Origin of the sequence: Neorhizobium descurainiae (assembly GCF_051400715.1) — a bacterium.
Classification (GTDB): Bacteria; Pseudomonadota; Alphaproteobacteria; order Rhizobiales; family Rhizobiaceae; genus Neorhizobium.
This window is the reverse complement of the sequence record NZ_JBLFFK010000001.1, coordinates 381,236-393,682: the sequence shown is the minus strand read 5'-3', so window position 1 is coordinate 393,682 and position 12,447 is coordinate 381,236. Positions and strand designations below refer to the sequence as shown.

The window sequence follows — 12,447 nt, the reverse complement described above, 5'->3', positions numbered from 1 at the left end:
AGTGAAATGGAATAAGCCTGGGAGCGGTCTGCTCCCAGGCTTTTTGAATGCGCATCCGTCACCGCGGCAGGGCGTAGGCGATCACGTAGTCCCCAGGCTTGGTGCCGACGGAGCCGTGGCCGCCCGCCACCATCACCACGAATTGCCGCCCGTCGTCGACCGCATAGGTCATCGGCGTCGCCTGGCCGCCGGCCGGAAGCCGCGCCGTCCACAGTATCTGACCGTTGGTGAGGTTGTAGGCGCGCAGATAATCGTCGACCGCGGCCCCGAGGAAAGCCACGCCGCCCTTGGTGATCATCGGCCCGCCGATGCCGGGCACGCCCACCTTGAAGGGCAGCGGCAGCGGCGTCATGTCGTAGACCGTGCCGTTGCGGTGCATGTAGGCGATCTCGCCGGTCCTGAGATCGGCGCCCGCGACATAACCCCATGGCGGCGCCTGGCAGGGGATCTGCAGCGGTCCCAGGAACGGCCCCATATAGACGCCGTAGGGGGCGCCCTCGTTGCGGTTGAGGCCCTGTTCGCTGCCCTTCTCGTCCTGGCCCTTCGGCGGAATTTCCGAACGCGGCACCAGGCGTGAGGTGAAGGCGAGATAGGTGGGCATGCCGAACATCACCTGCCGTTCCGGATCGACCGCCACGCTGCCCCAGTTGAAGGTGCCGAAATTGCCGGGATAGACGATCGTGCCCTTGAGCGACGGCGGCGTATAGCGGCCCTGGTAGTTGTACTGGTGGAACCAGATGCGGCAGACCATCTGGTCGAACATGGTGATGCCCCACATGTCCTTTTCTTCCAGCGGCTTCGGCTTGAAGGTGAGCGCCGAGGTCGGCTGCGTGGGGGCGGTGAAATCCTCGGGGATCGCGCCTCCCGGCGCCGGTTCCTCGGTCACCGGGATGATCGGTTCGCCGGTGCGCCGGTCGAGCACGTAGATATCGCCCTGCTTGGTCGGCCCGACCAGCGCGGGCACGACCGTGTTGTCCGGCCTGGTGATATCGAGGAGCACGGGCTGCGCCGGCACGTCCATGTCCCACAGGTCGTGATGCACGGTCTGGCGCACCCAGCGGTCGGCGCCCGTGTTGAGGTCGAGCGCCACGATCGACGAGGAATATTTCTCGACGCTCTCGCTGCGGCCCATGCCGAGCTGGTCCGGCACCTGGTTGCCGAGCGGGATGTAGACGAGCCCCAGTTCTTCGTCGACGCTGAAGACCGACCAGCTGTTCGGCGAGTTCGTCGTATAGGTCTGGCCGGGCTGGAGCGGCTGGGTTTGCGTTGGATTGCCGGAATCCCAGTTCCAGATGAGCTGCCCGGTATTCACGTCATAGGCGCGGATGACGCCCGACTGTTCCTGCGTCGAATAGTTGTCGTTCACGGCCCCACCGATGACGATCTTGTTGCCGGCGATGGCCGGCGGCGAGGTCGAGTAATAATAGCCGGCCGGATTGTACTTCATGCCGGTTTCGAGATGCAGCGTGCCCTGATCGGCAAAGGAGGTGCACACCTCGCCGTTCGCCGCGTCGAGCGCGATCAGCCGCGCATCCGAGGTCGGCAGATAGACCCGCTCCGCGCAGGGCGCGCCGGCAGCCGCCGCCGGATCCTTGTAATAGCTGACGCCGCGGCAGGTCTGGTGCTGCCGGTCCGGGTTCATGCCGGAATTCGGATCGTATTTCCACTTCTCCTGGCCGGTGGTCGCATCGAGCGCGATGGCGAGATTGTGCGGCGTGCAGAGATAGAGCGAATTGCCGACCTTGAGCGGCGTCACCTGATAGGTGGTTTCGCCGACATCGTCCGGGCGCTTCACGTCGCCGGTCTGATAGCGCCAGACCTCCGTGAGGTTTGCGACGTTCTCGACATTGATCTGGTCGAGCGGCGAGTAGCGCTGGCCATAGGGCGTGCGGCCGTATTGATGCCATTCGCCCGGAGGCACGTCGCCGCCCAGGGCCGGCGCGGCGGCGACCGACTGTTCCGGCAGCGCACCGCTCTTGTTGTAGGGATCCATGAACATGGAAAAGATCGCGACCGCGATGGCGATGACCACGGAGAGCGCGAGCGGCGTGGCGGCCGCACCGTAGCGCGCGCCCGTCGGGCTCGAAAAGCCGAGCGGTCTCCTTATCCAGGGCGTCAGCAGCCAGAGGCCGAGAATGATGATCAGGCCCCCGCGCGGACCGAGCTGCCACCAGTCGAAGCCGACTTCCCAGATCGCCCAGACGAGCGATGCGAGCACGAGGACCGCATAGACCCTGAGGGCCATGGCCCTTCCGAGGAAAAGCAGGATAGCGGTGAGGATGAAGCCCAGACCGCAGATGAGATAATAGGCGCTGCCCCCGAGCATCAGCAATTGGCCGCCGCCAACCGCCAACGCAAGTCCGATCAGCGTGAAAAGGATTGCCGTAATCTTTATGGCCATAAGGATGCCCCCGTTTCGGCTCGGAATTTCAGGCCCGCGCGAACCCGCGTCCCCCGCGCCTTCAACACGAGCTTCGCACAAAAGTTCCAACGCATGTTCCCGCCCCGCAAAATTTAGCGGAACCGTCCCGTGGTCAAGCCGGTTCTGATGTTTCTACAAGGAGTTCCGATCATGCTGACGTCGCGCAAAGGCCCGGCCTTCGAGACACCGGGCGCCGAGGGCGGGAAGTTGCCGGAGGTCAGGGAACTGGCGGAAGGCTGCACCCGCTGCGATCTTTACAGGAACGCCACGCATCTCGTTTTCGGCGAGGGGCCTGCCAAAGCGGAGGTGCTTTTCGTCGGCGAACAGCCGGGCGACAAGGAAGACCTTGCCGGCAAGCCTTTCGTCGGTCCGGCCGGCAGGCTGCTCGACCGCTGCCTGGAGGAGGCCGGCGTCGACCGCGATCTCTGCTACGTCACCAACGCGGTGAAGCATTTCAAGTTCACGCCGCGCGGCAAGCGCCGCATCCATTCCAAGCCCAATACCGGCGAAGTGCAGGCCTGCGCCTGGTGGCTTGCGGCGGAGCTGCGCCTCGTCAGGCCGAAGCTCGCGGTGGCGCTCGGCGCGACCGGCCTCTATTCTCTGCTCGGCCGGCAGGCGAAGGTGACGCGTGATCGCGGCACGATCCTGCAATCGCCGGACGGGCTGCCGGTGCTGGTGACGATCCATCCCTCGGCGCTGCTGAGGACGCTGAACCAACCCGATGCGGAACTCAATCGTGCCCGTTTTGTGGATGACTTGAGGAAGATCGCGGAATTTCTGGAGTGAACATGGCCTACGAACTCTATTATTGGGACGGCATCCAGGGGCGCGGCGAGTTCGTGCGGCTGGCACTGGAAGAAGCCCGCGCCGACTATATCGACGTGGCCCGCAGCGGCCACGGCATGCAGAAGATGCTGGATTACATGCGCGGCAGGCATGGTCACGACCACATGCCGTTCGCCCCGCCCTTCCTGAGGGACGGCGATATCGTCGTCTCGCACGTCGCAAACATCCTGCATTACCTCGGACCGAAGCTGGACCTCGTGCCGAGGGACGAGAAGTCCCGCGTCTTCGCCCATGGGCTGCAGCTCACCATCACCGATTTCGTCGCGGAAGCACACGACACGCATCATCCGATCAGCACGGACGATTACTACGAGGATCAGAAGGACGAGGCGAAGGCGCGTTCAAAGACCTTTTTGAAGCACCGGGTGCCGAAGTTCATGGGCTATTTCAACCGCATCATCGAGGCCAACCCGAAGAGAATCGGCCATGCGGTCGGCGACAGCCTGAGCTATGTGGACCTTTCGCTCTTCCAGCTCGCCGAAGGCCTGGCCTACGCCTTTCCGCGCGCGATGGGGAATTTCGAAAAGGATTACCCGCAGGTCGCCAAGGTCCGCGACATGGTCCGCCAGCGGCCGAATATCGAAGCCTATCTCACGTCGAAGCGCCGGCTCGCCTTCAACGAGTCGGGCATATTCCGGCATTACCCGGAACTGGACCAGGATCCGGCATGAACCGGCCTAGATGAACGCGAATACGGGCGCGATGGTCACCAGAACGATGGCCGCCGCGATCAATGCGAACTTCATGTGACCTCCACCAATGTGAGCACGAGCGCCCCTGCTCGACGGCTCAGTTCACGTCTTCTCCCAGTTCCTGCAGGATCTGATGCCGTGCCCGGTTGAGCCGGCTTTTCACCGTGCCGACCGCGCAATCGCAGATTTCGGCCGTCGTCTCGTAGCTCTCGCCAAGGATCGCCACGAGCGTCAGCACCTCGCGGTAATGCGGCGGCAGTTTCTGAAGCGCGCGCTGCACCTCGCGGGCCCTGGCCGCGGTCTCCTGCGCGGCGGCCACGGGCGTATCGCCGGAGACGTTCTCCTCGATCCCCGGCGCCTCGCGGCCGAGCACCTTGGCGCGCGTGTAGAACGTGTTGCGCATGATCGTGAAGAGCCAGCTCTTCAGCTTGGTACCCGGCTCGAACTTGTCGAGATTGGCCAGCGCCTTCATCAGCGTTTCCTGCACCAGATCGTCCGCGTCGACCGGGTTGCGGCAGAATGTACGGGCAAATGCGCGGAGAGCCGGAATGAGCCTCACTATGTCTGCACGTGCAGGATCACTATTCAACTGTGATTCAGACACCGTTGCCTACCTCTCCGAAATCTTCGATGGGCGGGAATTTCGGTGGCAAACGCACGCCTCGCATATTTGGTTCCGCCGAGATGAACGGCCCGTTCATCTTCATGACGGAACAAAGGGCTTGCAGCCCGGTTGATAGGACTTTCACGGAGTTATGATCGTGGCGCCGCGTGCGAACTGGAAAGGTTACCTCAAGGTCGGAGAGCTGAGCTGTCAGGTGGGGCTCTATACTGCCGCCTCCACATCCGATCGCGTCAGCTTCCACATCATCAACCGCGAGACGGGTCACCGGGTCCACCGCCAGATGGTGGACGCCGACACCGGCAAACCGGTGGACAACGAGGATATCGTCAAAGGATATGAAGTCTCCAGCGGCGAATACGTCATCCTGGAACCGGACGAGATCAAGGCGGCGGTGCCGGAGAGCGACAAGACGCTGGAGCTCGAGACCTTCATCCCCTGCAACGGGGTCGATACGATCTATCTCGATCGGCCCTATTACCTTGCGCCGGTGGACAAGCCGTCCGCCGAGATCTTCGGCCTCATCCGCATGGGCCTGAAGGAGAAGAATGTCGCAGCCCTTGCCCGCACGGTCCTGTTCCGGCGGCTCCGCACGCTGCTCATCCGCCCGAGCGAAACCGGCATGGTGGCGAGCACCCTGAACTACGATTACGAGGTGCGGCCGTCGAAGGAAATCTTTTCCGACATCAAGGACTTCAAGATCGAAGGCGAGATGCTCGACCTGGCGAGGCACATCATCGACACCAAGCGCGGCGAGTTCGACCCGACGGAATTCGACGACCGTTACGAGGCTGCGCTGGCCGAGCTGATCCGGGCAAAGATCGAAGGCCGCAAGCTCAAGAAGAAGCCGAGACCCGAGCCGAAGAAGGTTTCGAACCTGCTCGACGCCCTTCGCCAGAGCGCCGGCGCTCCGACACCCCCTAAAAAGACGGCGGCAAAGAAGAAGAGCACGGGATCGCGCAAGACCGCGGCTCCAGAGAGAAAGGCCGGCTGATCATGGCGCTCGAAACCTATAACCGGAAGCGGAACTTCAAGGCCTCGCCCGAGCCGCAGGGGAAAGTGCCGCGCGGACGCAAGGCGACGGGTAACAGCTTCGTGATCCAGAAACACGACGCCACACGCCTGCATTACGACTTCCGCCTGGAGATGGACGGCGTGCTGAAAAGCTGGGCCGTGACCCGCGGCCCGAGCCTCGTGCCCGGCGAGAAGCGGCTTGCGGTGCATGTGGAGGACCATCCGCTCGACTACGGCGGCTTCGAGGGCATGATCCCGGAAGGCAATTACGGCGCCGGCGCGGTGATGCTCTGGGATCGCGGCAGTTGGGAACCGATCGGCGACCCCCACAGGGCCTACAGGAAAGGCCATATGGAATTCGAGCTCAAGGGCGAGAAGCTGGAAGGCCGCTGGCACCTGGTCCGCATGGGCCACAAGGAAGGCGAAAAACGCGAGAACTGGCTTCTGATCAAGGGCGAGGACGAATTCGCCCGCGCCGAGGGCGATCCCGATATCCTGGAGGAAATGCCGCTTTCGGTCAAAACCGGAAAGACGATCGAGGAAGTCTGGGGCCGGCAGGTTTCCAGGCGGAAACGATCTGCAAAAGCCAAGGCGAAGACGAAAGCCGCTCCCGCGCCTGAAAGCTCCGACATCACCGTATCCAAGATCAGGGGCGCCAAAAAGGCCGGGCCCCCTGACTTCATCGAGCCGCAGCTCGCGACGCTGGTGAAAAGCGCGCCCTCCGGAAAACGCTGGGTGCACGAGATCAAGCTGGACGGCTATCGCCTTCAGGCGCATGTCGACGCCGGCAAGGTGAGACTGCTCACCCGAACCGGGCTCGACTGGACGCACAAGTTCGGCGGGGACGTCGTCGCGGCATTCGAAAAACTTCCCGTTCAGGACGCGATCATCGATGGCGAGGTGGCGGTCGAGGCCGGCTCCGGCGCGACGGACTTTTCGCTGCTCCAGCAGGACCTGAGCGAAGGCCGCGACGATCGTTTCACCTTCTTCGCCTTCGACCTCCTTCATCTCGACGGCTACGACCTCACCGGCGCCACGCTGCTGCGGCGCAAGGAGGCGCTCGAAAAGCTGCTGACCGGCAGCGGCCCCGTCCTGCGCTACAACGAACATTTCGGCGACGAAGGCGGCCTGGTGCTGAAACATGCCTGCCGGCTGAGCCTCGAAGGCATCGTCTCCAAAATCGCGGAAGCCGCCTATCGCCCCGGGCGCGGCCGCGACTGGGTGAAGTCGAAATGCTCGGCCCGGCAGGAATTCGTGATCGCCGGCTACGTCCCCTCCTCCGTCTCCAACAAGGCGATCGGCTCGCTGGTCATGGGCTATTACGAGGAAGGCAGGCTGCGCCATGCCGGCCGCGTCGGCACCGGCTATACGGGCGCGATGGCCCAATCGCTCTTCAGGAAGCTCAACGAAATCCGCATCGACAGGAGCCCGTTTGACGAAAAGCTCACGGGGGTGGAAAAGAAGGACGTCGTTTTCCTGAAGCCCGAACTGGTGGCGGAGGTGGAATTCCGCGGCTGGACGGCGGATGCGCATATCCGCCATGCCGCCTTCCGGGGTCTGAGGGAAGACAAGGACCCGAAGGATATCGTCCGGGAGGGCGGGCCTGTGAACGCAGCGGAAGAACCGAAACCGCCGAAACGGACGGTCAACCTCACCCATCCGGACCGGATCTACTGGCCGGACGCCGGCGTGACCAAGGCCGGGCTCGCGGATTATTACACCGAGGTCTGGCGGCTGATGGCGCCCTTCGTCGTCAACCGGCCGCTGGCGCTGATCCGCGGGCCGGACGGCATCACCAAACAGCTCTTCTTCCAGAAGCACGGCTGGAAGGGCATGACGAAGAACGCGGTCCTGATCAAGGACCCCGCCGACCCGAGCGAGGAGGACATCACCATCCGCGACCTCGACGGCCTGCTCGGCCTCGTCCAGAGCGCGGCGCTGGAAATCCATCCCTGGGGCTCGAATCTCGACGACTGGGAGAAGCCGGACATGGTCAATATCGACCTCGACCCCGGCGAAGGCGTCTCCTGGACCGACATCATCGCCGCGGCCCACGAGGTGAAGCGGCGTTTCGAGGACATGGGGCTGGTTCCCTTCGTCAAAACCTCAGGCGGCAAGGGATTGCATGTCGTCGCTCCGGTCAGGCCGAAGGCGGAATGGCCGGAGGTGAAGGCGGCGATGAAGGCGCTCGCCGACGGCATGGCCGGCGACGATCCCGACCGGTACGTCTCGACCATCACCAAATCGAAGCGCAAGGGCAAGATCCTGATCGACTACCTGCGCAACGGCCGGGGAAACACCGCAGTCGCCCCTTATTCCACCCGCGCCCGGCCCGGCGCCCCGGTCTCCATGCCGCTTGCCTGGGACGAGCTCGGCGGCGCGATCGGCCCCAACTATTTCACCGTCAACAACACGCCGGCCCGCATCGCCCAGCAGGCGAGCGACCCCTGGGGCGATTTCCGCAAGGCGGAAGTGCCGATCGAGTTTGAGGGAAAGGGAAAGCGGTAGTTAAGAAGGTGTCCCAGGGACATCTCCTCTTGAGTAAGCGCTGCCCCTCACCCTAGCCCTCTCCCCGCAGGCGGGGAGAGGGGACCGGAAGCCTGCGTCTCGCGTCCTTCTCCCCGTTTGAGGGGGAGAAGGTGGCGGCAGCCGGATGAAGGGCAAGCCCACATGCGATTGCCCTGCCGTCAGAACGGGCAGAGGGTAAGGGCAAACCTCAGCCATCACTTCCTTGGCGACTTCCGCTCCGCCTCCAGGCTTTTTTTGAGTGCGCTGGTGATGTCGATGACGTTGCTCGGCCGTTCCGGCGCCTTCTCCTCGGCGCGCCTTTTTGTTTTCCGGCCCTTCTTCCGCTCCGCGATGATGTCGAGCAGCCGGTCCTGAACCGGATCGTCGGCCATCGACGGCTTCCAGGCTTCGGTCCGCTCGTCGATGATCTTCTTCATCATCGTCAGGTGCTTCGTCTCCGGTTTTTCCTTCGGCTTTTCGGGGGCGTATTCGTCCGGATCGCGCACCTCGTCGCCGTAGCGCAGCGTCCAGACGACGATGCCCTTGTTCTCCGGGAGAAGCAGCACGGCGCGCTCCCGGCGATACATGACGAGCCGGGCGATGCCCGCGGTCTTCGTCTTCGCCATCGCCTCGCGGATCACCGCGAAGGCCTCCGCGCCCACCTCGTCGTCGGGCGCCAGATAATGCGGCCGGTCGTACCAGATCCAGCCGATCGATTCCGCCGGCACGAAGGTCTCGATGTCGATGGTGCGGGTGCTTTCGAGCCCGACGTCCTCGATCTCCTCGTCCTCGAAAAGCACGTAGTCTTCCTCGCCCTTCGGATAGCCCTTGACCTGATCGTCGTCCTCGACCGTCTCACCCGTCTCGGCATCCACGTAATGGCTCAGCACCCGGTTCCGGGTCTTGCGGTTGATGTTGTGGAACCGGACCTTGGCTCCTTCCGAGACCGCCGGCGTCATCGTCACCCGGCAGGTGACGAGCGAGAGTTTGAGATAGCCTTTCCAGAAGACGCGCGGCGCCACGGCAGAACTCCTTCGTTTTGCCCGATAACCCGCGCCGGCGCGGCTTGGTTCCGGAACAAGTCCCGCGACAAACCGTTTCCTCCCGACACCAGCACAGGAGGGCATCCTATGAGCAGCACCCCCAGCGCTCCACAGAAGGACGGGGACAAGAAGACCGCCGAACGCTCCGCGCGCGAAAGGCACGAGACGAAAGAATTGGAAGAACAGCTCGATGAAGGCCTGGAGGACACCTTTCCGGCAAGCGATCCGGTCTCGGCGACGGTGACGTCCATCCCCAGCGGCACGCCCAGACCGCCGAAGCGTTAGAAGCACTGGCAATCGCGAAATCGATATGGAACAATTCGGGCGGCTTCCTGGATAGGAGGTCGCCTGAATTCATTTGTCGTATGTGACTTTTTCGGGATATTCGAAGATAACCATATTGCTGTAAGGAGACTGCTCCAGGGTTTTCACGGGGCGCGGACATGGTTTCGGCGTTGATTTTGCCGGGATTCGTTACTTCAGAGGTCGGGATGGCGAAGCAGAACAATCCGGTTGCGGACCAGGAAATCAGGATGGGACGACGCGTCAGCCGTCAGGTCTCGGTCCTGCTGACCGAAATCGAGAAGGAAGAAGTTCCCGATCGTCTGCTCGAATTGGCGCGTGAACTGCAGAAGGCGCTCAGCGAAAAGATCGCGAGCCGCTCCGACCGATAGCATGCGTCAAAGCTGCGTCGAGATGAGGTTGTCGGTGCGCACCCGCCCATCCACGACGCCGCGCGGCCCGTCCGTCTCGTAACGCCCGCTTTCGTCCTCGACCACCGTGTAAAGCTTCTCGTTCCGGAACGCGCTCGCCATCTCGGTCGAACTGCCCTCGGAAGGCGAGGCGTCGATCTCCGTGAAATCGAGCTCCGCGCCGCTTGCCACGAGACGGGCGTCGCCAGCGGTCCTCGCCCGGACGACCACTTCGCCATGCGGAGGCGAATTCTGCCAGTTCGGATCGTCGGGCGCGGCGATCGGCACCAGCCGGTAGATCTTCAAATCATCCTGCATCTCTCTCTCCCTTGAGGTCGCGTCGATCCTGTGCGGCAACGCCATTCGGGCATCGCCGGTTCCCGGGACGCTGCACGGGAACTTTTCCCGCCGCCGTTCTGTTCCTGACCGCGACAAGCTGGAGGGAAAGATGGAAGACCCGCGTCGTTGCCGGCACCTTTGCGTCGACATGCAGCGCATGTTCGCGGAAGATACGCCCTGGCATATTCCCTGGATGCAGCGGGTGCGCGAACCCGTTGCAGCGATCGCCGCAGCTTATCCGGCGGAGACGATCTTCACCCGCTTCGTGACCCCGAAGACGCCCGCCGAGGCGCAAGGGAGCTGGCGTGGCTATTACGAGAAATGGGCGCAGATGACGCGCGGCGAGCTCGGCGACCACATGATCGACCTTCTTCCCGAGCTGAAGGCGATGGTGCCGCCGGCGCGCGTTTTCGACAAGATGGTCTATTCGCCCTGGCTGGACGGCCGCCTGCACCATGTGCTGCGGGATCAGGGCGTCACCACGCTCGTCATTTCGGGTGGGGAAACCGACGTCTGCGTGCTTGCGGCGGTGCTCGGCGCGGTCGATCTCGGCTATGCGATCATCCTCGCCACCGACGCGATCTGCAGCGCTTCCGACGAAACGCATGATGCATCCCTGGCGCTTTACGGTAACAGGTTTTCCAATCAGCTCCGGCTCCTGGACACGGAAGGCATTCTGCGCTGGTGGGGCGAATGAGGCCGGCCCGGCGGAACCTTGCGGCACGCAATCGGTTTTCCGAATGGGCGATGGCGCCCTGTGACAAGGAGAAAGCCGATGAAAAATGAGCAGCCGAAAGCGGGCCGGCCCGGCGAGACCTCGCAATGGCCGCGCTGGGAGGGCCCGGCGGAAAGCCGCCCGAGCGGTTATCTTCAGGGCGAAGCGAACATTTTCGCCGAGGGACCGGAACAGGAAAAGCAGGTCGGCAAGGCACCGCGCGATTACGAGCGCCCCGACGATCTGATCGCCCAGGACGTCAACGAACAGCTCACCCAGGACGCCTTCCTGGACCCCACCAACGTGTCCGTATCGGTGGAGAATGGCGAGGTCGTCCTCGACGGCTATGTCGCACAGCTCGCCGACAAGGTTCGCGCCGAGGAGGCCGTTCTGAACGTCGCAGGCGTCACGGCCTGCCGCAACAATCTGCGGATCGCCCCTGAACGGCATTGATCCGTAGCGACAAGGAGAAAGCGATGGCCGATAATTTCTGGTTCATAGTCGTAGCGCTCGGGCCGATCCTTCTCGGCGGTGCGATCGCCTACGCGCTGCTGCACCGCCGCCGCCTGTCCCCGGGCGAAAAGAGGCAGCAGGAAGAGGCTATCGAAGATCTCTACGACAAACCTTCCGGTGGCCGCGAACCCCATTCGCACAGCCGCTGAGACGGCAGGAACCTTCCGAGGCATCCCGACGTTAGGTGCCTCGCAAGACCCGAACAACATCCCATAAAAACCCAAGGAGAGAGCAATGGCCAGCAAGACCCTCGACGACCTTTTCCATGAGACCCTCAAGGACATCTACTATGCCGAGCGCCAGATCGTGAAGGCCCTTCCGAAGATGGCCCGCGGCGCCCGGGATGAAAAGCTCAAGGCGGCTTTCGAGAAACACCGCGAGGAAACCGAAGGCCATATCGAGCGCCTGAAGCAGGTCTTCGAGATCATCGGCAAGCGCGCCCAGGGCAAGACCTGCCCGGCGATCGACGGCATCATCGAGGAAGGCGAGGAAATCCTCGACGAATTCAAGGGCAATCCCGCGCTCGATGCTGGCCTGCTCGCCGCCGCCCAGGCTGTCGAGCACTACGAGATCAGCCGCTACGGCACGTTGCGTGCCTGGGCGCAGCAACTCGGCTTGAAGGACGCCGTCACCCTTCTCCAGCAGACGCTGGCGGAGGAAACCAAGACCGACGAGACGCTGACCGGTCTCGCCGAATCCGCAGTCAACAGGGCGGCCCAGAAGGCTGCCTGATCGCCTTTGAAGGAAGGGCGTGGACTGGTTCCCAACGCCCTTCCCCTTTCCGCATGACAGAAGACCGGGCTTTCGCTCCATCGCCGGCGGTCTCGGACCTGCCGGGAGGCGTTTCGCCGTGTCGGTATGCGCCTCACGGCATCCGGGGCGAAAGTCGCGGGTGTGGTAATAGGACGCAGATGGAAACCCCGTCCATAATATGGTCCCGGCCGGTTGCGCAGGGAACGATATCGCAGTACCTTTTCCGCCTGGATGCGTCTCCTTCCCGGCGGCAACAAAAACATCTCCTTCGACAGCCAAAAATTCGGC

14 protein-coding genes are annotated in these 12,447 nt (G+C 63.3%); 10 read left to right on the top strand and 4 right to left on the bottom strand.

The genetic code is table 11. The annotated features are described in order from the left end of the window. Positions 1–58 precede the first annotated feature (58 nt). Positions 59–2,401 carry a glucose/quinate/shikimate family membrane-bound PQQ-dependent dehydrogenase gene (locus ACMGE0_RS01810; protein WP_436814145.1) on the bottom strand — a complete coding sequence of 781 codons (2,343 nt, stop codon included), beginning with the start codon at positions 2,399–2,401 and terminating at the stop codon, positions 59–61. Between the two features lie 171 nt (positions 2,402–2,572). Between ACMGE0_RS01810 and ACMGE0_RS01805 the strand changes: the two genes are divergently transcribed. Both ACMGE0_RS01805 and ACMGE0_RS01800 read left to right on the top strand, forming a co-directional pair. Continuing rightward, positions 2,573–3,208, top strand: a complete 636-nt coding sequence (locus tag ACMGE0_RS01805; protein ID WP_436814144.1) for a UdgX family uracil-DNA binding protein — start codon at positions 2,573–2,575, stop codon at positions 3,206–3,208. 2 nt (positions 3,209–3,210) lie between these two features. Beyond that, complete coding sequence (locus tag ACMGE0_RS01800; protein ID WP_436814143.1) at positions 3,211–3,939, top strand: glutathione S-transferase; 729 nt, start codon at positions 3,211–3,213, stop codon at positions 3,937–3,939. Between the two features lie 118 nt (positions 3,940–4,057). Here ACMGE0_RS01800 and ACMGE0_RS01795 read toward each other — a convergent pair whose 3' ends face one another. Continuing rightward, positions 4,058–4,519, bottom strand: a complete 462-nt coding sequence (locus ACMGE0_RS01795) for a sigma-70 family RNA polymerase sigma factor (protein ID WP_436814142.1) — start codon at positions 4,517–4,519, stop codon at positions 4,058–4,060. A gap of 199 nt (positions 4,520–4,718) precedes the next feature. On the opposite strand from ACMGE0_RS01795, the gene ku (ACMGE0_RS01790) reads away from it, so the two are divergent. Both ku (ACMGE0_RS01790) and ligD read left to right on the top strand, forming a co-directional pair. Next, the gene (gene ku, locus ACMGE0_RS01790) at positions 4,719–5,576 is read left to right on the top strand and encodes a non-homologous end joining protein Ku (protein ID WP_436814501.1); all 858 of its coding nucleotides are present in this window, start codon (positions 4,719–4,721) and stop codon (positions 5,574–5,576) included. A gap of 2 nt (positions 5,577–5,578) precedes the next feature. After that, positions 5,579–8,104, top strand: a complete 2,526-nt coding sequence (gene ligD / locus ACMGE0_RS01785) for a DNA ligase D (RefSeq protein ID WP_436814141.1) — start codon at positions 5,579–5,581, stop codon at positions 8,102–8,104. Positions 8,105–8,319: 215 nt separating this feature from the next. Here the strand turns inward: ligD and ku (ACMGE0_RS01780) are convergent, their stop codons facing one another. Continuing rightward, positions 8,320–9,126 (bottom strand): non-homologous end joining protein Ku, encoded by an 807-nt coding sequence (gene ku, locus ACMGE0_RS01780; RefSeq protein ID WP_436814140.1) that lies wholly within the window; start codon positions 9,124–9,126, stop codon positions 8,320–8,322. 108 nt (positions 9,127–9,234) lie between these two features. On the opposite strand from ku (ACMGE0_RS01780), the gene ACMGE0_RS01775 reads away from it, so the two are divergent. Together ACMGE0_RS01775 and ACMGE0_RS01770 are read left to right on the top strand one after the other, a co-directional pair. Then, positions 9,235–9,432 (top strand): hypothetical protein, encoded by a 198-nt coding sequence (locus ACMGE0_RS01775; RefSeq protein ID WP_436814516.1) that lies wholly within the window; start codon positions 9,235–9,237, stop codon positions 9,430–9,432. A gap of 206 nt (positions 9,433–9,638) precedes the next feature. Next, entirely contained in the window at positions 9,639–9,821 is a 183-nt protein-coding gene (locus ACMGE0_RS01770) for a hypothetical protein (protein ID WP_436814139.1), read from the top strand. Between the two features lie 6 nt (positions 9,822–9,827). Here ACMGE0_RS01770 and ACMGE0_RS01765 read toward each other — a convergent pair whose 3' ends face one another. Then, positions 9,828–10,157, bottom strand: a complete 330-nt coding sequence (locus ACMGE0_RS01765; protein WP_436814138.1) for a hypothetical protein — start codon at positions 10,155–10,157, stop codon at positions 9,828–9,830. Between the two features lie 130 nt (positions 10,158–10,287). Between ACMGE0_RS01765 and ACMGE0_RS01760 the strand changes: the two genes are divergently transcribed. The 4 genes from ACMGE0_RS01760 to ACMGE0_RS01745 all read left to right on the top strand — a co-directional run bounded on the left by ACMGE0_RS01760 (position 10,288) and on the right by ACMGE0_RS01745 (position 12,138). After that, positions 10,288–10,875: a cysteine hydrolase family protein gene (locus ACMGE0_RS01760; RefSeq protein ID WP_436814137.1), complete on the top strand. Its 588-nt coding sequence runs from the start codon at positions 10,288–10,290 to the stop codon at positions 10,873–10,875. Between the two features lie 78 nt (positions 10,876–10,953). Then, positions 10,954–11,346, top strand: a complete 393-nt coding sequence (locus ACMGE0_RS01755; protein WP_436814136.1) for a BON domain-containing protein — start codon at positions 10,954–10,956, stop codon at positions 11,344–11,346. Between the two features lie 23 nt (positions 11,347–11,369). Beyond that, the gene (locus ACMGE0_RS01750; protein WP_436814135.1) at positions 11,370–11,555 is read left to right on the top strand and encodes a hypothetical protein; all 186 of its coding nucleotides are present in this window, start codon (positions 11,370–11,372) and stop codon (positions 11,553–11,555) included. Positions 11,556–11,640: 85 nt separating this feature from the next. Beyond that, complete coding sequence (locus tag ACMGE0_RS01745; protein ID WP_436814134.1) at positions 11,641–12,138, top strand: YciE/YciF ferroxidase family protein; 498 nt, start codon at positions 11,641–11,643, stop codon at positions 12,136–12,138. Positions 12,139–12,447 lie beyond the last annotated feature (309 nt).